At 72.3% G+C, this 20,858-nt stretch carries 14 protein-coding genes; 5 read left to right on the top strand and 9 right to left on the bottom strand.

The window, feature by feature from the left end; translation table 11 throughout:
• Positions 1-52 precede the first annotated feature (52 nt).
• Positions 53-943, top strand: coding sequence for an acyl-CoA thioesterase (locus tag EKH77_RS31570; protein ID WP_126917592.1), 891 nt, complete (start codon positions 53-55; stop codon positions 941-943).
• Between the two features lie 26 nt (positions 944-969).
• On the opposite strand, the gene EKH77_RS31565 is transcribed toward EKH77_RS31570, so the two are convergent.
• The 7 genes from EKH77_RS31565 to EKH77_RS31535 all read right to left on the bottom strand — a co-directional run bounded on the left by EKH77_RS31565 (position 970) and on the right by EKH77_RS31535 (position 11,160).
• Positions 970-1,731, bottom strand: a complete 762-nt coding sequence (locus EKH77_RS31565; protein WP_126917591.1) for an SDR family oxidoreductase — start codon at positions 1,729-1,731, stop codon at positions 970-972.
• Positions 1,728-3,155, bottom strand: a complete 1,428-nt coding sequence (locus tag EKH77_RS31560; RefSeq protein WP_126917590.1) for a coproporphyrinogen-III oxidase family protein — start codon at positions 3,153-3,155, stop codon at positions 1,728-1,730. Before EKH77_RS31560 ends, EKH77_RS31565 begins: the two co-directional genes overlap by 4 nt.
• A 34-nt stretch (positions 3,156-3,189) precedes the next feature.
• On the bottom strand, positions 3,190-7,113 hold the full coding sequence (locus EKH77_RS31555) for a type I polyketide synthase (protein ID WP_126917589.1): 3,924 nt from the start codon (positions 7,111-7,113) through the stop codon (positions 3,190-3,192).
• A 259-nt stretch (positions 7,114-7,372) separates the two neighbouring features.
• Positions 7,373-7,978, bottom strand: a complete 606-nt coding sequence (locus tag EKH77_RS31550) for a GTP-binding protein (protein ID WP_126917588.1) — start codon at positions 7,976-7,978, stop codon at positions 7,373-7,375.
• Complete coding sequence (locus EKH77_RS31545; RefSeq protein ID WP_126917587.1) at positions 7,965-8,333, bottom strand: DUF742 domain-containing protein; 369 nt, start codon at positions 8,331-8,333, stop codon at positions 7,965-7,967. The genes EKH77_RS31550 and EKH77_RS31545 overlap by 14 nt, the downstream gene beginning before the upstream one ends.
• A complete protein-coding gene (locus EKH77_RS31540; RefSeq protein ID WP_240667646.1) occupies positions 8,333-8,752 on the bottom strand; it encodes a roadblock/LC7 domain-containing protein in 420 nt (139 codons plus the stop codon). The genes EKH77_RS31545 and EKH77_RS31540 overlap by 1 nt, the downstream gene beginning before the upstream one ends.
• A complete protein-coding gene (locus tag EKH77_RS31535; protein WP_126917586.1) occupies positions 8,749-11,160 on the bottom strand; it encodes a sensor histidine kinase in 2,412 nt (803 codons plus the stop codon). The genes EKH77_RS31540 and EKH77_RS31535 overlap by 4 nt, the downstream gene beginning before the upstream one ends.
• A 190-nt stretch (positions 11,161-11,350) precedes the next feature.
• On the opposite strand from EKH77_RS31535, the gene EKH77_RS31530 reads away from it, so the two are divergent.
• The 4 genes from EKH77_RS31530 (at position 11,351) to EKH77_RS34195 (ending at position 17,908) form a co-directional block, all read left to right on the top strand.
• Positions 11,351-12,601, top strand: a complete 1,251-nt coding sequence (locus EKH77_RS31530; RefSeq protein ID WP_126917585.1) for a GNAT family N-acetyltransferase — start codon at positions 11,351-11,353, stop codon at positions 12,599-12,601.
• 123 nt (positions 12,602-12,724) lie between these two features.
• Positions 12,725-14,182 (top strand): pyridoxal phosphate-dependent decarboxylase family protein, encoded by a 1,458-nt coding sequence (locus EKH77_RS31525; protein WP_126917584.1) that lies wholly within the window; start codon positions 12,725-12,727, stop codon positions 14,180-14,182.
• The gene (locus EKH77_RS31520) at positions 14,179-15,018 is read left to right on the top strand and encodes a hypothetical protein (protein WP_126917583.1); all 840 of its coding nucleotides are present in this window, start codon (positions 14,179-14,181) and stop codon (positions 15,016-15,018) included. The genes EKH77_RS31525 and EKH77_RS31520 overlap by 4 nt, the downstream gene beginning before the upstream one ends.
• Complete coding sequence (locus tag EKH77_RS34195) at positions 15,011-17,908, top strand: aminotransferase class V-fold PLP-dependent enzyme (protein ID WP_240667645.1); 2,898 nt, start codon at positions 15,011-15,013, stop codon at positions 17,906-17,908. Before EKH77_RS31520 ends, EKH77_RS34195 begins: the two co-directional genes overlap by 8 nt.
• An 18-nt stretch (positions 17,909-17,926) precedes the next feature.
• Here the strand turns inward: EKH77_RS34195 and EKH77_RS31510 are convergent, their stop codons facing one another.
• Both EKH77_RS31510 and EKH77_RS31505 read right to left on the bottom strand, forming a co-directional pair.
• Entirely contained in the window at positions 17,927-18,430 is a 504-nt protein-coding gene (locus EKH77_RS31510; protein WP_126917582.1) for a hypothetical protein, read from the bottom strand.
• A 714-nt stretch (positions 18,431-19,144) separates the two neighbouring features.
• Positions 19,145-20,707 (bottom strand): serine/threonine-protein kinase, encoded by a 1,563-nt coding sequence (locus tag EKH77_RS31505; RefSeq protein ID WP_240667644.1) that lies wholly within the window; start codon positions 20,705-20,707, stop codon positions 19,145-19,147.
• Positions 20,708-20,858: the final 151 nt, after the last annotated feature.

Below are 20,858 nucleotides of genomic sequence, written 5' to 3'. Positions count from 1 at the left end.
GGTGGTGGTGATACTTGGCCCTTACGCGGTGACCCGAGGCGAAGTGGGGCCCATGGATCAGCGACACGCACTGCGGGAGCTGTTCGCTCTCGACCCGGCGGCCGGTCCGGGCGACGGGGAGCTCTTCCTCGGGCGGCCTCCCCTGGAGCTGTCCTCCCCGGTGTACGGGGGGCATCTGGCCGCGCAGGCGCTGGCCGCAGCCGGGCGCACGGTCGCCGAGGGGCTGCCCGTGCACTCCGTGCACTGTTCCTTCGTCCGGCCCGCCGTGCCGGCCGTGCCGTTCGGCCACCGGGTGGAGCGGGTGAAGGACAGCACCGCGTTCGCGCTCCGCCGGGTCCGGGCGGACCAGCGCGGCCGGGAGGTGTTCGCCATGACCGCCTCCTTCCACCGCCCGGAGCCGGGCCTCGACCACCAGGACCCGATGCCGTCCGTCCCCGGCCCGGAGGAGCTGCCGACCTACGAGGAGCGGCTGACGACGGCGTTCGGCGAGGTGATGCAGCCCCTGGGGATGCCGTACGACCTGCGCTTCGTGGGGCCGTTGAGCTTCGACGCGGAAAAGGACCCGGCGCTGGTCTCCCCCAGCACCCTGGTGTGGGTGCGGGCCAGGGGCGAGCTGCCGGACGTGGCGGGCGCCGGTCACGAACGGCTGCTCCACGCCTGCCTGCTGGTGTACGTCTGCGACGTCACCATGCTGGAGACGGTCGTGGTGCGGCACGGCGTCTCGTGGTTCCACGCCAGTGCCCGGAGCGTCGACTACACGGTGTGGATCCATCGCCCTTTCCGCGCGGACGACTGGCTGTTGTGCGCCCACCGGACGCCTGTGGCCTCCGGTGGGCGGGGGCTGGTGCTGGGCAGTGTGTTCACCCGTGACGGGACCCTGGTGGCCACCCTCGCCCAGGAGGGCCTGCTGCGGGTGGCCGCCGAGCGGGGCGCGACCGGTTGAGGGGCCGCGCCTCCGGTCCTGCATATCTAGACCACCAGCCCCCCGGAGATCTCGATGGCCTGTCCGGTGATGTAGCGCGCCCGGTCGGACGCGAGGAAGCACACCAGGTGGGCGACGTCCTCGGGAGTGCCGAAGGCGTGGCCGGGGATCAGCGATTTGAGGAACTCGGCCTTGTCCTGCGGCATCTCGGCGGTCATGTCGGTCTCGATGAGCCCGGGGGCGACCGCGTTGACGGTCACGCCCCGGGCGCCGATCTCCTTGGCCAGCGCCTTGGTGAAGCCGATGATCCCGGCCTTGGCGGCCGAGTAGGCCGTCTGGCCGGGGATGCCGTGCAGCCCGGAGGTCGAGGCGATGTTGATGATGGCGCCGCCGCGCTGCTTCACGAGCGGCATGAGCAGCGGCTTGGTGACGGTGTACATGCTGTCGAGGTTGGTGCCGATGACCTCGTGCCACTGCTCCGGGGCCATGCGGGCGAACAGTGTGTCGCGGGTGACTCCGGCGTTGTTGACCAGGACGTCGAAGCGCTCCAGGTGGCCCAGGGCCTCGGTGGCGAAGCGCCGGGCCTCCACGGTGTCGGAGACGTCGGCCCGGAGCGGGACGCAGCGCCGCCCCGGGTGGGCGGCGCTCAGCTCGTCGGCCAGGGCCTGGGCCCGTTTCTCGTCGCTGTGGTAGCCGAAGACGACGTCGGCGCCCTGCGCCAGCGCCAGCCTCACCACCGCGGCTCCGATGCCGCGCGAACCGCCGGTGACGACGAGCCCCCTGTCCGCCAGGGGAAGGTCGTCCGTCACTGGTCGCTCCGGACCAGCGGCAGGGTCGGACGGGACTCCTTCTTGCGCCGCGCGGCCTCCTCGCGCAGCTCCCGGTAGCGTTCCTCGGCGATCAGGGCGGAGATCATGGGGGCGTAGAACGCGCCGTCGCCGACCAGCTTGATGCGTTCGGGTGTGATCTCGGCGTAGCCCCGCTCGGCCAGGGCGTCCCAGATGGTGGCGAACTTCTCGTAGATGTCGAGAGAGAAGGCGGCGCGGTACTGGACCCGGTCGATCTCGGTGCTGATGAGGCTGCGGAAGAGCACCATGAGCAGCCAGTCCTCGGGGCTGTGCCGGAAGCCCCGTTCGACGGGGAACCGGCCGTTGTCGACCGCCGCCTTGTACTGGGCGAGGCTGCGCTGGTTGATGAACGACCAGGACCGGCCGGGCTCGAGCATGGGGTTGCCGAAGAAGGTGATCGCCGCGTAGCCGAGGCCGAGGGAGTCCACGTGGTCGAAGCGGGTGGTGTATCCCTCGCGGAAGTCCCGGGCGGTGGGGTCGCCGGGGCGGCGGAAGTTGTACGTCGAGAGCTGCTCGTAGCCGTGGTCGAGGAGGAAGTCCCGTCCCGCACGGTACAGCTCCAGGTTGGCCAGGGTGCTGGGCAGCTCGTGGTAGCGGTTGAGCGCGAAGTCGGTCGGGCCGCCGACGTTCAGCTCGTAGTGGGTGATGTCGTACACGTCCCAGGAGACCAGGGTCTCCAGGTCCTCCAGCAGGGTGTCGACGGTCTGCTGGGGCCAGCCGAAGATGAGGTCGACGTTGGCGGACAGGCCGAGTTCGCGGGCCCACTCCAGGCTCTGGATGACGTGTTTGGTGGTCTGCTTGCGTCCGCTGAAGCTGTTGAGGCGTTCATTGATCTGCTGGACGCCCATGCTGACGCGGTTCATCCCGGAGTCGCGGATGGCCTGCATCTTCTCCCGGGTGAAGAGCTGCGGGATGCCCTCCAGGGTGAGGTCCGCCTCCTTCGAGATCTCGGGGAAGAGGCGGCGCACCGTGTCCATGATGCGGTGGTAGACGGGGGCCTTGTAGAGGTTCGAGGTACCCCCGCCGAAGTACGCGCCGACGAGGAGGCTTCCCTCCATCTGCTCCCGGTACATCTCGGCTTCGCGTTCCACGTAGCCGTAGTAGTTCTCGAGCGCGGCGTTGCCCTGGAACTCCTCCACGGGGAACAGGCAGTACCCGCACTTTCCGGGGTCGGTCTTGATGCAGTACGGGACGCCGATGTACAGGAACACCGGTGCCGTGCCGGCCGCTTCGCGCAGCCGGCGGCGGTCCTCGCCGATCTCGTCGAGCGGCACGTCCGTCTCGTTCCAGAACCGCGGCGACGGGAAGCTGTGCTGGATCTTGTTGACCTGTCGTTCGCCCAAGTGGGTGTCGATGTAGTTGTTGACGTAGTCGGGGGATAACACGTCGCTGACACTTCCCCTCTGAGTGGGATCTGGGTCAGGAGCCCGTGGGGTCCGCGAGGATCACCTGGTGGAGGAGGTAGTCCGCCAGTTCCTCGATGCTCTGGTACTCCAGTGCCTCCATCGCCTTGAAGCGGAAGTCGAGCTTCTCCTGGATCCGCCGCTGGAGTTCGGTGATGCTCAGGGAGTCCAGGCCGACCTCCAGCAGGGCCAGGGAGGGGTCGAGACTGTCGATGTCGATCTCCAGCTCGACCGACATCCGCCCGAGGGTGTCGGTGATCTCGTCGGTGAGCCAGCCGATGACCGCCTGCCGGCGCTCCTCGGCGGGCAGGGACTCCACGCGCTCCCGCAGTTCCCGCCGCGAGTCGCCGTCCTGGGAGCGGTCGGCCGGCGCGGCCGGGACCGCCGAGGTGTCGGTGAGCGAGGCGATCCGCCGGAACTCCACGTCCTCCAGGTCCGCGAGGACGTTCCCGGTGTCGTCGAGGACGCTCAGGTGGGCCGTGAAGGCCGTCCCGGTGTCGTTGGGGCGCAGGCGGACGTGGCCCCAGATCCGCTCGGGCAGGGGCCCGCGCAACACCATCCGGCCGATGCCGACCGGGATGTAGGTGCCCCGGGGCGCGCCGTCGCGGGCCGCGGCGGCGGTCAGGTGGAGGCAGCCGTCGAGCATGGTGGCGAAGCTGTGCTCGTGACCGACGCGGGACGTCCCGTCGGGCGTGGCGGTGATCCGGCCGAGCGCCTGGCCGCCCGCTTCGTCGAGCCACACCTCGCGGACGGTGGAGAAGCTCGCGCCGTACTCCATGCCGTCCTCGCGCAGCAGCCCGTAGAGCCGGCCGGGCGCGAGCGTCGTGGGCATGGCCGCGCGCAGCTCTTCCGGGGGCGTTCCCGGCCGGGCCCGCCCGGGAGCCGGGCCGACGTTCCCCCGGCAGTACCGGGGCGGGCCGTCGCCGTCGGATCCGGCCACGGTGAACCGGAAACGGCCGCCGGTGGCGGGCCCGTCGTCCTCCAGTTCCACCTGGACGCCGGTGGGCCGGGCCGGGGCCAGGAGGAGCGGCCGGACGAAGTCGACGCCGGTCAGCTCGACGGGCGCGGAGCCGTGGCCGTCGGCGTAGGCGTCGACGGCCAGCTCCAGGTAGCCGGTGGCGGGGAAGACGGTCGAGCCGAGGATGCGGTGGTCCGCCCACGGTGTGCCCGGTCGTACCTCGTGCCGGTGGACGGTCCGGGTGGCGGGCCGCGGCTCGGCGGGGGCCGGTGCCGATGCCGGTGTCCGACGGTTCCGTTCCGGGGCCCTCGGCTCGTCGCGGCCGGCGTCCGGCGCGGGCGTCACCCAGTACCGGTCCTTGCGGAAGGGGTACTGCGGGGCGGACGAGGTACGGCGGTGGCCCGGGCCGCGGTACAGCGCGGGCAGGTCGACGGTGGCGCCCGCCGTGAACAGGGAGCCCGCGGCGGCGAGAACGTTGCGCACGTCCCGCCCGTCCCGCCGCAGGGTCGGGATCACCGTCACGTCGGTGGTGCCGAACGCCTCCGGGATGTACGCCGCCAGGGCGGGGTGCGGGCCGATCTCGACGACCGCGGTGCAGCCCAGCGCGGCCACCGCGCGCATGGCGTCGTGGAACCGGACCGGACGCCGGACCTGCTGGCCCCAGTACTCGGGTCCCTCGGCCCCGGTCAGCGCCTCTCCCGTCACATTGGAGATCACCGGCACGGTGGGGGCGGCCGTGCGGAGGGCGGCGGCGGCCTTCCCCAGCTCGGGCAGGACCGGGTCCATCAGCGGCGAGTGGAAGGCGTGCGAGGTGCGCAGCCGGGTCGTCCGGACGCCCTGGGCCCCGGCGAGACGCGCCACCTCGTCCACGGCCTCCGCGCCGCCGGAGACGACCACGGCGCGCGGGCCGTTGACCGCGGCGACGGAGACGTCGTCCTCCCGTCCCGACAGCCAGCCCCGGACGGTCTCCGGGTCGGCGGCGACGGCCAGCATCAGGCCGTCGCGCGGCAGTTCGCCCATGAGGCGTCCGCGCAGCGCGCTGAAGCGGGCCGCGTCCTCGAGCGGGAGCATGCCGGCGACGCACGCGGCGACGATCTCACCGATGCTGTGCCCGACGACCGCGTCCGGGACGACTCCCCAGGAGCGCAGCAGGGTGGCGAGCGCGTACTCGACGGCGAAGAGCGCCGGCTGGGCCAGGCGGGTGTCGTCGAGGGCCTCCGGGGCCTGGTCCTCGAAGAGGAGCCGCAGCAGCGGCACGGGCAGTTCCTCGTCGAGCACTTCGGCGCAGCGGTCGATCGCGGCGGCGAACTCCGGTTCGTGCGCGTACAGTTCGCGGGCCATGCCGGGGTACTGCACGCCCTGGCCGGTGAAGACGAAGGCCGTCTTGGCGGGCTTGGCGGGATGGCCGCTGGTGACCGACGGGGGCGTCCGGCGGGTGCGCCACAGCCGGAGGTCGTTGGCGATGCCGACGGGGCCCCGTCCGGTGACCGCGAGGCGGTGGCGGAGCGTGGCGCGCCCGGCGGCGGCGGTGAACACGGCTGCCGGCAGGGCGCTGTGGTCACTGCGGGAGAGGTGCTCGGCCCAGCGCTCCGCGAGGCCGTCCAGGCTCTCGGGGGACTTGGCCGACAGGACCAGCAGCTCGGCGGGGCGCGGCCCGGTCTCCTCGGTACGCGGCGTGGGGCGCGGCGCCTCGCGCAGGATCGCGTGGGCGTTGGTGCCGCTGTAGCCGAAGGAGTTGACGGCGGCCAGGCGTGGGGCGCTCCCCCGGGGCCAGGGCACGGGCTCCCCGGGGATCTCCACCGCGGCGCCGTTCAGGGCGATCTTGGGGTTGAGCCGGTCGAGGTGAATGCTGGGGTAGATGGTCTCGTGGTGGAGGGAGAGGGCGGCCTTGACGACGCCGAGAAGTCCCGCGGCGGCCTCGGTGTGCCCGAAGTTGGTCTTCACCGAGCCGACGTAGAGGGGCCGGTCCGGGGTGTGGGCGTGGCCGTAGGCGCCGGCGATGGCGTTCATCTCGATGGGGTCGCCGACGGGCGTCCCGGTGCCGTGCGCCTCGACGTAGTCGACCTGGGCGGGGTCGACGCCGGTGCGGGAGAGGACGTTGCGGATCACCTGCTCCTGGGTCCGGCCGTTGGGCGCGGTCAGCGCGGGGGTGCGTCCGTCGTGGTTGATCGCCGTGCCGACGACGCTGGCCAGGATGGGGTCGCCGCGCTCCTCGGCGAGCGACTGGCGGCGCACCAGCGCGGCCACACAGCCCTCGCTGCGGACGTAGCCGTCCGCCTTCGCGTCGAACGCCCGGCACTCACCGCTGCGGGAGAACAGGCCCAGCTTGCAGAAGGAGATGTGCACTTCGGGCGTGAGGATCAGATTGATGCCGGCGACGATGGCGGAGTCGCACTCGCCGGTGAGAATGGACTGCCGGGCCAGGTGGAGGGCGGTCAGCGACCCGGAGCAGGCGGTGTCGACCGTGAGGCACGGCCCCTTCAGGTCGAGGAAGTGGGCGATACGGCCGGCGCTGATGCTGATCTCGTCGGCCATCGAGTCATAGGCCGTGACACCGGCGAGGCCGCCGATGTCGTGCTTGAGCACTCCGTAGTTGTTGCTGTTCATCATCGCCACGAAGACGCCGGTGTCGCTTCCCCGGATGTCCTCGGGGTTCTGCCCGGCGTGCTCCAGGGCGTGCCACACGGTCTGCAGGAGCAGCCGCTGCTGCGGGTCCATCCGGACCGCCTCGGCGTCCGAGATCCCGAAGAACGCCGCGTCGAACCGGTCGGGGTCGTCGACGAACCCGCCGTGGCGGACGTACGTCTTCCCCGGGGTCAGGGGGTCGGAGTCGTAGAGCTCGTCGACATCCCACCGGCTGGGCGGGATCTCCTCGATGCAGTCCCGTCCTTCACGCAGAACGGTGTGGATGTCCTCCAGCCCGTGGACGTTCCCGGGCAGCGTGCATCCGATCCCTACTAATGCGATGGGCTCAGCGTCCATGCCGATTCTCCTTCGGCGGTGGGGGCGGCGCTGTCGCGAGAGGCCGCCGCGGGCCACGGCCTGGGACAGTCACCGGGAGTGGATCATCGCGCGCGTTCAGTGCCGGGGTCTCGAACGCGGTCGAACTGCCGCGCCGGGCACAGATGTTGGCCGAATTCGGTTTCGACACACCCGAGCAAGGCTAGGGGGCGGGCCGACGAGGGGTCAACAGGCAACAGGGCCACGATGACACCTCGCCGTCGGCCTCGGAGGAGCGCGATCAGACGGGCGCGGGGACGCGCGCCTGGGTGATGAGTCGTTCCAGCAGCGAGAGCAGGCAGCCTCGGACGTCCTCCCGGGAGCGGGCGTCGAGCAGGAGGACGGGGGTGTCGGGATCCGTCAGGTGCAGGGCCGCCTTGATCTCCTCTGCTGTATACGGCTGCTCGCCGTCGAAGCAGTTCGCGCCGACGACGAACGGCAGTCCGCGGTTCTCGAAGAAGTCGATGGCGGGGAAGCCGCGGTCCAGCCTCCGGGTGTCGACCAGGACGATCGCCCCGAGCGCCCCGCGCAGCAGGTCGTCCCACATGAACCAGAAGCGTTCCTGGCCCGGTGTGCCGAAGAGGTACAGGGCCACTCCGGCGTCGGTGAGGGTGATGCGGCCGAAGTCCATGGCGACCGTGGTCGCCGTCTTGTTCTCGATGCCGTCGAGGTCGTCGACCCCGACGCCCGCGGACGTCAGCCGTTCCTCGGTGCGCAGCGGATCGATCTCGGATATGGCTTCGACCAGGGTCGTCTTGCCGACCCCGAAGCCCCCGGCCACGAGGATCTTGACGGGGGACGCTTCCGGAGCGGCGGTGGTGTCGTCGTCGGTGTCAAAGCCGAGCAAGGTTGTCCCTGATTTTCATGAGCAGGTGAACGTTGGAGGTCTCGGAGGCGTCCAGCGGTGGCCGGTGGCGGATCAGGCCGCGCTCCAGCAGCTCGCCGAGCAGGACCACCATGGGGGTCAGCCGCATCCGCATCCGGGCGGCGATCTCGGCGACCGCCCGCCCGTTCGGCGACGGGCACATGGTGAGGATCTCCTGCCACTCCGTGGGCAGGCTGCCGTGACCGTGGCCGGCGTCGGCGGCCGCCGTGATCACGGTGTCCATCGTCAGGCCGTGGCGGGACGCGGCCGTACGCCCGTCGGTGAGGGCGTACAGCCGCGTCCGGCGGCGCCGTCCGGGCCGGGGGTCGGCCGCCATCAGGCCGTGGGCGTCTGTGCGCGCTCGGGGGTACCCAGCCACTCGCCGAGCGCCTGCGCGGCGCGGACCGTCTCGCCGCCCAGTTCCCCGAGCCGCGCCTTGCGGGAGGCCACCACGATCAGCGTGCTGCCCGATCCGCAGCCGACGATGCACAGGTAGCGGTCGTCCATCTCGACGAGCTGGCGGATCACTCCCCCGCCGTCGATCTCCCGCGAGATGGCCTTCATGGTGGACGCGATGCCGGAGGCCGCCGCGGCCACCCGTTCGGCCTGGTCCCGCTCCAGCATGTAGGCGCTGAGCTTGAGCCCGTCGTTGGAGAGGAGCACGGCTCCCTGTATCCCCGCGATCCTGCTCAGGTTGTTGTCGAGGATGCTGTAGATCGCATCGTTCTGTGTCGTCGTCATGTGCGTCGTCGTCATGGCTGGTCCTGTCGGAGCTCGAGTTCCACTTGCCTGGTGCTGTCTTCGTAGTCCGCCCAGGCGTCGGCCACCTCTTCGGGCGTGGCGGCGTCCTGGCCCGCCGGTTCGGCCGTACGCGGCTCGCGGAGCCGCCGGGCCAGGTGGGTCTGCGGGACGCGCTCGGGGAGGGCCGGCCGGCCGGGGACGTCCCCGGAGCCGGTGGCGCCCTCGGCGCCGGAGCGGGCCGGGGCCTCCGGCGCCGTGTTCCCGGCCGGCCGCACCTGCTCCTTGCGTACGCGACGCGGCAGTCCCGGGGTGCCGGGCGCGGGCCCGTCCGCCGGATCCGGGTCATCGGTCCCTCGCGGCGCGACGAGCCTCGGCCGCCGCTCGTCGGCGGGTCGTGGCGCGGGCGCGCGCTCCCCAGCCGGCTCGGGCACCTCGACGGGGCCGGACACCTCGACCGGCCCGGGGACCAGGGCGCCCTCCCGGGTCGGCACGAGGTGCTCACCCGGGACGATCACCACGGCGGACGTTCCGCCGAACGCCGACCGGCGCAGCGTGACCGTCGCACCGAGCTGGTCGGCGAGGTGGCCGACCACGAAGAGGCCGAGCCGGTGCGCGTTGCGGGCCAGCACGGAGTACGGCGGGGCCGAGTGCAGCCGGCCGTTCATCTCCTCGTACCTCTCGGCGGTCACGCGCGGGCCGCGGTCCTCGATCTCGACGCAGAGGCCGTCGCCGACCAGTTCGGCCCGGATGGCGACCCTGGCCGTCGGCGGGGAGAAGCGGGTGGCGTTGTCCAGCAGCTCCGCCAGGAGGTGGCTGAGCTGGCTGATCACCTCGGCCTCGACACTGGTCTCGTCCATGGCGTGCCGGTCGATGCGCCGGAAGTCCTCGACCTCGGCGGCCGCCTCCCGGAGCAGGTCGGCGACGCGCATGGGCTCCATGTGGGGGTCGGGGATCTCGCCTCCGGCCAGGATGAGCAGGTTCTCGATCTGCCGCCGCATGCCCACCGTGAGCTGATCGGACCTCATGAGGTCGGCGAGGAGCGCCTCGTCCTGGCCGTAGGCGTCCTGGATGTGCTCAGTGAGGGCGAGCTGCCGGCTGACCAGGTTCCCGGTCCGCGCGGCGATGCCGGAGGCGAACACGCTGAAGCCGTGCCGCTCGTCGGCGAGCTTCCGGTGGCCCTCGACGGACACGGCGACGACGCGGGCGAAGGCGTCGCTGACCCGTCCGACCTCGTCCTGTTCGCCCCTCGGGCGCGGCAGCGCGTCGGTGCCGACGTCCTCCCCACGCTGGAGGCGGTCCACGATGTCCGGCAGGGTCTTCTCGGCGACCGTCACCGTGCGGTCGTGGAGAGAGCGCAGGCGGCGCAGGACCGAACGCGTGGTGAAGACCACGACGGCGACGACCAGCAGGAGGGCGGCGCCGCCGGCGGCCACCAGAAGGACGACCTGGTCCTCCAGCTGCGCCGCCCGGTCGTCGGCGTGGGCGAGCAGCTCCTGCAGCTCGCTCTCGTCGAGGGTGGACAACTGGGCGGAGAAGGTGCTGTAGGCGGCCCGCCAGTCGCCGACGTCCGGCGGCAGCACGACGCCGGAGGAGACGTCCCGGTGGTCGGAGACGACCGCCTTCTCGATGCGGGACTTGATCTGCCAGGCGTTCGAGGTGAGGATCCGCTGGAGGGCGTCCTGGTCGTCGAGGGGCAGATCCTGGGCGATCGTGTCGTACAAGTAGTCGCTCGCGCCGACGGCTTCGACGAATTCGCCGAACCTGGCGGACGTCAGCTTTCCGGAGGGGCCCGCCAGCGCGAGGATGGCGTCCTCGCGGGCCACCACCTCCGCCGCCGAGAACAGGCCCACGAGCGATGTCGTCTCCTGGGTGAGCCCGCCGTCGTCGACGTGGCTGAAATCTCCGTAGCAGCGAATCGTTCCGCTGATGACGTCGGTGTAGAAGTCGACGGCGTCGTCCGGGCTGCCGTGGCGCGCGTCGGCGCGTTCGCGCTGGGCTCCCAGGTCGGCCAGTCGCCGCGTGACGTCGCGGAGGCGGTCCTTCGCCCGGTCGGTGTGGAGCTGGTCGGGGTCCGAGGACTTCAGGAACACGGCCACGGCCCGGTCGGTGTCGTCCCGGCGCCCGCGCAGATCGGCCCCGGAGACGGGCATGCCCGACCACCACGCGGCGGTGACCGCGCGCTCGGCCTGCAGAGTGGTCATGAGCCGGTACAGGGGTACGCCGGTCTGCCGGCCGGCCACCACGTCCTTGCGCAGGTGCCGGGACTCCTGCACCGACCGGTCGGAGCTGATGACGACCTGGACGCCCATCGCCACGGTGGGCACCACCGCGAGCCAGACGAGCAGGGTACGCAGGCGCACGGGCCGTCGGCGGCGGCTTCTCGGTACCGGCTCGCCCGGGTCCTCGGATCCTGTGGGGGTCATCAGTCCTCGTCAAACACGGCCGGTCAATTCGGAGTGGGTGCCGATCATAACCAGCCACTTCCGGGGACCTCGGCCGAGGTCTGCCGCGGGCCCGGCCGTAATCCGTTTGACCGGGCGACAGGCCGACGCTGCACTGTGAGCGGGGCACCACGCGTCGTGGTGCCGGTATCACGGGGAGGCGGCGGCACCGATGGAGATCCGTCCCACGACCGACAAGGATCTCGACGTCTTCGTCGACACCCTGCACGCCGCGTTCGGGGACTTCCCGCAAACCCCGGCCGACGGTGGCGGCGGGCTCTGGTGGTCGGCGCTCGAAACGGACCGCTGCCTGCTCGCCCTGACGCCGGACGGCCGGCCCATAGGCACCGCCGGCGCGTACTCCTTCGAGCTCACCCTGCCCGGTGGGACCCTCGCCCCGGCCGCCGGGGTGAGCTTCGTCGGCGTCCTGCCCTCGCACCGGCGCCGGGGCGTCCTCAGCGCGATGATGCGGCATCAGCTCGACGGGCTCCGGGCGCGCGGGGAGTATCTCTCCGTGCTGCTGGCCTCCGAGTTCCCGATCTACGGCAGGTTCGGCTATGGACCGGCGACGTACACGCGGCAGCTGACAGTGGCGCGTGGGCAGGCCGCCTTCGCCCTCCCCCGGGCACGCGGGACCGCCGGCTCGGACACCGGCTCTGACGCGCTCACGGGCTCGGTCGAGCTGCTGCGGAGTTCCGAGTGCGGCGAGATCCTGGAAGAGGTCTACGACCGGTACCGCCGCGCCCGGCCCGGCGCGCTGTCCCGGCCGCGTCGCTGGTGGGACCTGCGCGCGGGGCAGCCCCCGATCGCGCCGACGCCGCGTCACATCGCCCTCCACCGGGACGCCGACGGCGTCCCGGACGGTTACGCCAGCTACTGGGTCGATTCCGGCATCCTGAAGGTCGACGAGACCATCGCCACCGACGATGCCGTCGTCACGGCCCTGGCCCGGTTCGTCCTCGGACACGACCTGGTCACTCGGGTCGAGTTCAAGCACTTCCCGCCCGAGCACCCGCTGCGCTGGCAGCTCGCGGACTTCCGGGCCGGCCAGGTGAGCGACGACACCGACTGGCTCTGGGTGCGGCTGCTGGACGTCCCGCGCGCGTTGACCGCGCGCGGCTGGTTCGCGGACGGCGAGCTCGTCCTCGACGTCGACGACCCGTTCCTCGGCGGCCCCTCCTCCGCGGAACGCGGCCGCTACCTGCTGACGGTCCGGAACGGCAAGGCCGACTGCGTCCCGACGGACCGGGAGCCCGACCTGTCCCTGGACGTGAGGGACCTGGGCTCCGTCTACCTCGGCGGCACCGCCCCGAGCACGCTCGTACGCGCCGGGCACATCCACGCCCACCACCCGGACGCGGCCGCCCTCGCCGACACCCTCTTCCGCTCCGACCGCGCCCCGCACTGCCTGCACTGGTTCTGACCGCTTCGCGGTTCCACCGACGGGGATCCACTTCTTTCAGGTGATAACCACTGATTGTCGTGATGGGGTGATTTTCCGCCGCTACGGTGATCGGGTCAGTGGGGGCCGGCACCGGGGGTGGGTATGGAGCTGGAGTACTGGCTCGGGCGGGGAGTCGACGCTTTCCGGGAGTGGGCGAGCGCGTACGGCGAGTTCGCGACGCATACCTCGATGGCGGTCGACGAAGCGGCCTGTGAGGTGGCGTTCGAGGAGCTGACCGCCCGGCTGCGCGGCAGTTACCCGTTCTTCCACCCCTGCTACGCGGGGCAGATGCTCAAACCGCCGCATCCGGTGGCGATCGCCGGTTACGCGGCCGCCATGCTGGTCAACTCCAACAACCACGCGTTGGACGGCGGTCCGGCGACCTCCGCCATGGAGGAGGAGGTGGTGGAGCAGCTCGCGGGGATGGCCGGGTTCACGGCCCACCTGGGGCACCTGACCAGCAGCGGCACCCAGGCGAACCTCGAAGCCCTGTTCGTCGCCCGTGAGAGCCGCCCCGGCACGGCGGTCGCCGTCAGCGCCGAGGCGCACTACACCCACGCCCGGATGTGCCACCTGCTGGGCGTCCCCGTACAGACGGTGCCGGTGGACGCCCGTGGGCGCATGGACATGGGCGAGCTGGACCGGCTGCTGTCCACCGGGGTCGCCGGGACGGTCGTCGTCACCACGGGTACGACGGCGCTGGGTGCCGTCGATCCGCTGCACCGCGTCGTCCCGCTGGCGCGCCGGTACGGGGTGCGCGTCCATGCCGACGCCGCCTACGGCGGCTTCTTCCGACTGCTGGCCGACGGAAGAACGGACGGGAGAACCAACGGAAGAACCGACGGAAGAGCCGACGGGCGGCGGGCGTCCCTCGCGCCGGAGACCGCCGCCGCTCTGCGGGCGATAGCGCAGTGCGATTCTGTGGCGATCGATCCGCACAAGCACGGGCTGCAGCCGTACGGTTGTGGAGCGGTGCTGTTCGGGGACCCGGACGTCGCCCGGTTCTTCCGGCACGACTCGCCCTACACCTACTTCACGTCCCGCCGGCCCCACCTGGGGGAGATCAGCCTCGAATGCTCCCGCTCCGGCGCGGCCGCCGCCGCTCTGTGGCTGACGCTGAAGCTGCTGCCGCTCATCCCGGATGGACTCGGGGCGGTGCTCGCCGCCGGGCGGCGGGCCGCCGTCCGCTGGTCCGAGCTGATCAACGCCTCTCCGTACCTGGAGCCGTACCAGCCTCCCGAACTCGACATCGTGACGTACTACCCGGCCTCTCCGGTGAGTTCGCCACCTCGCCTGTCCCGTGTCGGCGTGGCGAGCGAGGAGGTGATGCACCGGGGGATGAACGCCAAGGAGGACCCCGTCTTCCTCAGCGTCGCCCGTGTCAGCGCCGACGCGTTCACCGCCCGCCGCGCCGATGCCGTCGCGGACGCCGACGACACCCACGTGCTGCGCAGCGTGCTGATGAAACCGGAGAGCGAGCTGTATCTGGAGCGGCTGCACCAGCGGGTGGAGCAGCTGGCCAAGGCGTCCTGGACTGCTCCTCGGAGGCGCGGCCGATGAACAGCGATATGCCGCCGGTCCCGCTGCCCCTGGCCACAGACTCGCGCATCCCCGTCCGGGCGGTGGCCGATGCCACGACCGCCGATTACGACCGGTACTTCCACATCGCGCGTCACGCGCCGGACCTGACGTCCTGGACCCGCGGCGTGCTACGACTCCAGTCAGCCGTCCTCGCCGACCTTCCGCACACCGGTCTCAACGACTCCCAGCGTGCCGCTGTCCTGACCGGCCTGGTGCACGCCTCCCACGCCACACTGGCCGCGTGGCTGCCGTCGGTGCCGGGATCCGTGCCGGGATCCGCACCGGACGGTCCCACCGACGGACCGGGCGACGCACTGCGCCGCTGGAAACTCGGCCATCAGCTCTTCCATCTCCTCCTGACCACCATGAACAGCACCCTCGACGACACCCTGGCCACCGTGGGCGCGGCACGGTGGGGTTCCGTTCCCCACGGCCTGGGGCGGTTGCGGGCGCTGTACGACGCGGCCACCGCCACCATGGCCTACGCCTCGGACTTCCCCGCCTCCGTCTACGCGAACGACGTACGGCCCACGATGGAGCCGCCGTTCGCCCCACCGGGCTTCTCCGGAATGCTCAATCAGGAGCACCAGGTCATGACCGAGCGGGCGCGCGCCCTCACGGCCGCGCTCGGGGGCCTGTCGCCGCTGACGCCTTCCCTCGCCATGATCCACCACGAGGCGGCTCTGCTGCGGGCGGCACAGCGGCGGAACCGGAAGGCGCACGCCGAGATCTGTGAGCGCTGCGTGCCGGACGGCGCCTCGCTCCTGCGTCAGCACACCACCCGGGACAGGAGCGACCGTGCGACAGATGAGTGAGCGCGTGAGTCCTGCCCCGCAGGCCGTGGGGGATATCGAGGGCATCGACGCACACACCGGTCTGCGGCTGCTGGCCGGCCTGGTCGACGAGGTCGTGTGGCTCGACCACTGCCCCGCCGTGAGCGCGTCCTTCCAGCCGACGCCTCCCTGGCTCCGGCACGAGCCGGTCTCCGCCTGGCAGCCGTTGCCGGAACCCCCGGAACCCCAACCCGGCCGGCAGCCGTGCCCGCCGCCCGATCCTCGCCGCGTCTGTGTGTCCTTCGCTCCCGAGCACGGGGACAACGCCCGTATCTGGGCCCGTACGCACGGCTACCGGCTGCTGGCCCCGGACGCCGGCGTCACGGCGTGGGCCGCCGACAAGGTCAGCGCCACGCGACTGTTCGCCGAGGCCGATATCCCCGTCCCGCCCTTCGTGGTGATCCCCGCGACGGGCCGCGAGCCTGCGGAGGCGTACTGGAACGGCCGGTGGCCGCGTGCCGTCGCCCAGCGGGCGGAGAACAACCTCCTCGGCCGCGGGACCGTCCCCGTCGACGGGCCGTCGGGGCTGCGGGCCCGCCTGGAAGCCTGGCCGGACGAACCCGTCAAGCTCAGCCGCTTCTCCCCCGGGATCTCCCTGACCGTCACCGCGTGCGCCGGGCCGGACCGGACCGTCGTCTCGGCGGTCTCCCACCAGCTCGTCGGACTGCCCGAACTGGCCGCCTCCTGGGGCGCGCACTGCGGCAACCAGCTCGTCGGCCCGGACGACCTGCCCGAGGGGCTGTACGGGCAGGCACGGGCGGCCGCGTACCACGTGGGCGAAGTCCTGCGGGGACGCGGTTTCCGCGGTGTCTTCGGCCTGGACCTGGTGGAGGACGGCGGCCGGCTGCGGGCCGTCGAGGTCAACCCGCGCTTCCAGACGGTGGTGTCGCTGGTCCAGACCGCCGAGGGCGCGACGGGCCTGCTGCCGTCCCTGGGCCTGCACGTCCTGTCCTTCCTCCTCCCCGCCCTGCCCCCTCCGGCGGCCGGACGGTTGCCGGCCAGCCTGCGCCCCAGCCAGCTCGTGGTGCACGCCCGTACGGACTCCGTGGTGCGCCGCCCGCCCCTGACGGGCCGCTACCGCAGGCTCGGCGGCGCGGTGACGGGACCGCTCGACGGGCCGCCCGTGGTGTCCCGGCTGGCCGATGACGAGGCGCTGTGGTGGGCCGTCGCCCACTCCGGGCCGGTCACCGCGGGCCAGGAGCTGGCGCTCGTCCAGTTCCCGGGGCCGGTCGCGGAACTGCTGCCCCGCCCACGGCTGCGGCCCGACGCCTCAGCCTGGATCGCGGCCCTCGCCCCGGACGCGGAGGAGGGCGACGGGTGCACCGAGAAGAACGACCGGAACGCCGAGGAAGAGGAGTGCTGGCACGACCGGAACGCCTGGAAGGACGACCGAAGCGCCAGGCAGGACGACGACCGGCGCACCGAGGACGAGCTGCCGCCCCTGCGCCTGGACGAGCGGCGGATGCGCGAGGCAGGCCGCCACGCCATCGACCTCGTCATCGACCGGATGACGACTCCCGGCTCCCGCCCACCCTGCCACGCCCCCTCCCCCGGCACTCTCCGGGTCGCCCTCGACGAGCCCCTCCCCGAGCACGGCACACGCGACCTGCCCGGCCTCCTCGACCACGTCACCGAGCGGGCACTCGCCGAGGCGACCCGGCTGGACCACTCGCGCTGCTTCGCCTTCGTGCCCTCCACCGGCAACTTCCCGGCCGTGCTCGCCGACGCGCTGGCCTCCGCGTACCTCTCCGTCCCCGGCGCCTGGCTCGTCGGAGCGGGCCCCACCCAGATCGAACTGACCACGCTGCGCTGGCTGAAGACATTCCTGGGCCTCCCGGACGGCCACGGCGGCCTGTTCGTCAGCGGCGGCTCCACGGCCAACCTCACGTGCCTGGCCGTAGCCCGCGACCACCGACTCGACGGCCGGCCGCAGCCGCACGCCCGGCTGTACTGTTCCTCCCAGGCCCACCCCTCCGTCGCACAGGCGGCGCACCTCCTGGGCCTCACCCGCGAACAGCTCACCGTCCTGCCCCCGGACGACGACCTGCGTCTGGACGCCGACGCCCTGGCGCGGCGCATCGGCGGTGACCGTCGCGCGGGGCTGCGCCCCTTCGCCGTCGTCGCCACGCTCGGCACGACCGGCACCGGGACCGTCGACCCGCTCGACCGCGTGGCCGATGTGTGCCAGGAGGAAGGCCTGTGGCTGCATGTCGACGGTGCCCACGGCGCGGCCGTCGCCGGCACCCCACGCGGTCACCATCTGCGGAACGCCCTCGGCCGGGCCGACTCCCTCACCGTCGACCCGCACAAATGGCTGTTCCAGCCCTACGAGATCGGCTGTGTCCTGCTACGGCGTCCCGAACTGCTCCCGGAGACCTTCGGTGTGGCACGCCACGCCCTGGACCAGGGCTATCTCCGGCCGGCCCATCCGGCCGCCCCGGCAGGCGAGGAGGTCAACCTCTCCGACTACGGCCCGCAGCAGAGCCGGGGTCTGCGCGCCCTGAAGCTCTGGCTCTCCCTGAAGACGTTCGGCGCCGGAGCCTTCCGCCGGGCCATCGAGCAGGGCGCGGACCTCGCCGAGTACGCCGCCGGGCTCGTCGAGGCCCACCCCGAGCTGGAGCTGGTCACGCCGCCGAGCCTCGCCATCCTCACCTTCCGCTACCGGCCCCGGGACGCGCCCGCGACATGGGACGCCGACGCGGCGCAGGCGCACATCAGCCAGCGGGTGTGCGCCGACGGCGGAGCCGTCCTCCTCACCACCACGGTGCGCGGAGCCACCGTGCTGCGCATGTGCACCATCAACCCCACCAGCACGCGCGCCGACGTCGCGTACGTACTGGACCTGGTCACCCGCTACGGCCGCGACATCTGACCTGGAACGGCCGCCCGGTCAGACGATCACCAGCGTCGACGGCCCAGTGATCAGCTCCACCCCGCCCCTCGACGCGCACTGCAGCGGATCGAATGTGAGCTGAAGCCCCGGTGAGGCCACCGTGTGTCCCGTGAACTTCCCTTTCACCACCCGGCCCACAACCATGACGACCGCATGCCCGGCCACCTGCTGCACATTCCCCAGGCGATAGACGACCGTCGTCTGCTCCCCGGTGTTCCAGGTGATCCGCTCGACGGTGGTCGCATCGGAGAAGAAGCAGCCGTTCCACCCGCCACCGCTGATCGAGGACACCCCGGACCGCAGCGCCGGATCGCTGGAAAGACACGTGTACGCACCGTCGCCGCCGATCCGGGTCCGCCGCGCCGTCAGCGACAGGCCGGGCGAGAACGAGATGGTGTTGCTCCCCGCGCAACTCACGGCAGCGGCATCGGCAGCGTGCGAGGCGTGCGCCGACGCGTCGGGCGCCACGTGCACCAGCGCGGCCAGCGCCCCCGCCACCACGCACCCGAGCCTCCGCCCCCACGAGAACCGTCCGCCCATATCCGCCCACCCCTCCCGCAAAGCCACCGCGTACCGACTGCAGCATCCTTTCGCCCCGACCCGAAGCACGTCCGGCGCACGAGGCAGAAGCCGACGACGAGCAGCAGCACGGTGCCCGTGGGCGGCGCGGGACTCCACCAGCGCGCCCCGCCAACGCCGCGTCCCTCGCGTCGCGGACAATCGATGCCGACGGCCTCCAAGACCTCCCGGACGGTCTTCACAGGGTGGCCGACGACGGCCTCCAGTGTGGGGTCGGTGGCGTTGAACTCGCCGTTGCGCGATGCGGCGAACATCATCAGCGCGAACTCCGCGGCCGACCGCGGCATCCCGCCGGCGACCTCTGTGAATATCCACTCGTCGTCGTCCATGACGACTCGGGTGACGGTCCGTCCGGTGACGCGGCTGAGGTTTCAGCGACGTCACCGAAGCCCAGCGCGCGGGGAGCCGTCAGCGGCGGTGTGATCCCATCGAGCACTCCGTCGTCGGCCAGGGCGACGGCTGCAACGCCCCGATACCACCGCGGTGTCGCGCACCGTCCTCCACCGACCGACCGTAGTGCCCCTGAACATCGCCGGGAAGGCGCCCGTCCGCCCGCACACCCGGCTCGCCGACCGCCCGCATCGACTCGCGGCGGCACGAGGCGAGGAACGCCGAGCGGTCCTCGTCGCAGACAGGTCAGCCGACCCCGTCCCGCTCGCAGCGGCCGGCGGTTCCGCCTCCCGGGGCGTGGAGGCAGACGAGATCGATGTCGGAGGCGCGGTGACTGAGGTACCGGCCCACACATTCGTTATCGGTCGTCCGGCCGATAGAGGTGCAGAAGGCCACGGCGGAACGGCCGTCGGGGAACGATCCCGGCGCGTAGACCACCCAGTAGCCCGGGCGAAGGGACGCGTAGGAGTCGCTGCGCAGGACCTGGGCTCCCGGCACCTGTCTCCGGACGGCGGCCAGTTCCCGGTCGCGGGCTCCGGTGCCGTCGGAGACGCTGACCGAGGCCAGCTGGGCCAGCCATCCCCCGGCCGGTGCCTCCCCCTCCTCGGCCGACGGTGACGGGGAGGCGGATGAGAGACCCGAGTCCGAGCCCGGGCCGGTGGGCAGGCCGACCGCATCCGGTGCGGGGCCGCGTGCCGGCGCCGGCTTGCTCGCGAGCGGCGCGGAGACGGTGGGAGCCGGGGCCGCGGACGTGCCCGAGGCCGTGGCGCTGCTGTCATTCACGGCCCTGACACACAGGGCAGCCGCGACCGCACCTGTCACGAGGCAAGCGAGGACGATGACGCCGCGTCGGACTCGCCCCCGGGCGCTCCCGGTGCCCCCGGGCACCGCAGTGGTACCCAGAGCCCCATCCCATGTCGGCTCGCTCGCGGGCCCGGCTGCGCGCGCATCCACCATCGTCGGCACATGAAGCGCACGAGGCACATGAGGCACCGCCGTATCCCCGTCAAAACCGTCCCCTCGTGCGACGGCGGCCAGCATCCCGGCGAGTGCCGGCGCGGCGGGACGCTCCGCGGGGACCCTGGCCAGCACCGACCGGAGGACGGGCTCGAGCGGGCCGGCACGGCGTGGTGCCGGGAGGGGGACCTCCCGTACGGCGGCCAGGGTCGCCAGCGGGGAGTCACGCCGCAGCGGGCTGACGCCCTCGACCGCCGTGTAGAGGAGCATCCCGAGAGACCAGAGGTCGGCCGCGGGCCCGCCGCGCTCGCCCGCCGCCCGCTCGGGTGCGACGAACTCCGGTGTCCCGACGACACCGCCCTCGACGGTCAGTCCCGGCAGCCCCTCCATCGCGGCGATCCCGAAGTCCGTCAGCACCGACGTGCCGTCCGGTCTCACTATGACGTTGGCCGGCTTCACATCCCGGTGCTCCACCCCGGCCTCGTGAGCGGCTCGCAGAGCGGCCAGCACATCGCACCCGATCCTGGCGGCACGGTCCGGCGGCAGTGGGCCCGATTCCAACAGCTCCTGGAGGGAGGTGCCCGCGACGAGCTCCATCACCAGCCACGGCACGGGCTCGTCGTCGAGAACCTGATGGATGGTCACCACGTTGGGGTGCTGGAGGCGTGCCAGTGCCCGCGCCTCGCGGAGCACTCGCTCACGTACGCGTGCCGCGTCACCGTCGCCGTCCGTCCCCGGATGTCTGACCTCCTTGAGCGCGACCTCCCGTTGCAACTGCAGGTCACGCGCACGCCAGACAGTGCCCATCCCGCCGCTGCCCAGCCGTCCCAGCAACAGAAAACGCCCAGCCACCACCCGGCCCTCGTCGCCTCCTGGCTCCGTCCCCACCCGTGCCCCCGTCACTTCGAGCCCGCCCCATACCCAACTTGCCCGCAGGCTACAGACGGTACCCGGCGGCGGGAGCACCACCCAGCGCGGCGGCATACCGGTAGGGCGGTTGGCG

It is taken from the genome of Streptomyces luteoverticillatus (genome assembly GCF_003970715.1).
Classification (GTDB): domain Bacteria; phylum Actinomycetota; class Actinomycetes; order Streptomycetales; family Streptomycetaceae; genus Streptomyces; species Streptomyces abikoensis.
Note: the sequence above shows the minus strand (reverse complement) of the source record. Positions and strands in the feature narration are given on the sequence as shown.

What these genes read in the sequence shown, in the direction of transcription:
- EKH77_RS31555 (WP_126917589.1), bottom strand. Translation starts at nt 7,113, where the DNA reads ATGGACGCTGAGCCCATCGCATTAGTAGGGATCGGATGCACGCTGCCC.
- EKH77_RS31570 (WP_126917592.1), top strand. Translation starts at nt 53, where the DNA reads ATGGATCAGCGACACGCACTGCGGGAGCTGTTCGCTCTCGACCCGGCG.
- EKH77_RS31525 (WP_126917584.1), top strand. Translation starts at nt 12,725, where the DNA reads ATGGAGCTGGAGTACTGGCTCGGGCGGGGAGTCGACGCTTTCCGGGAG.
- EKH77_RS31540 (WP_240667646.1), bottom strand. Translation starts at nt 8,752, where the DNA reads ATGACGACGACGCACATGACGACGACACAGAACGATGCGATCTACAGC.
- EKH77_RS31535 (WP_126917586.1), bottom strand. Translation starts at nt 11,160, where the DNA reads ATGACCCCCACAGGATCCGAGGACCCGGGCGAGCCGGTACCGAGAAGC.
- EKH77_RS31530 (WP_126917585.1), top strand. Translation starts at nt 11,351, where the DNA reads ATGGAGATCCGTCCCACGACCGACAAGGATCTCGACGTCTTCGTCGAC.
- EKH77_RS31520 (WP_126917583.1), top strand. Translation starts at nt 14,179, where the DNA reads ATGAACAGCGATATGCCGCCGGTCCCGCTGCCCCTGGCCACAGACTCG.
- EKH77_RS31545 (WP_126917587.1), bottom strand. Translation starts at nt 8,333, where the DNA reads ATGGCGGCCGACCCCCGGCCCGGACGGCGCCGCCGGACGCGGCTGTAC.
- EKH77_RS34195 (WP_240667645.1), top strand. Translation starts at nt 15,011, where the DNA reads ATGAGTGAGCGCGTGAGTCCTGCCCCGCAGGCCGTGGGGGATATCGAG.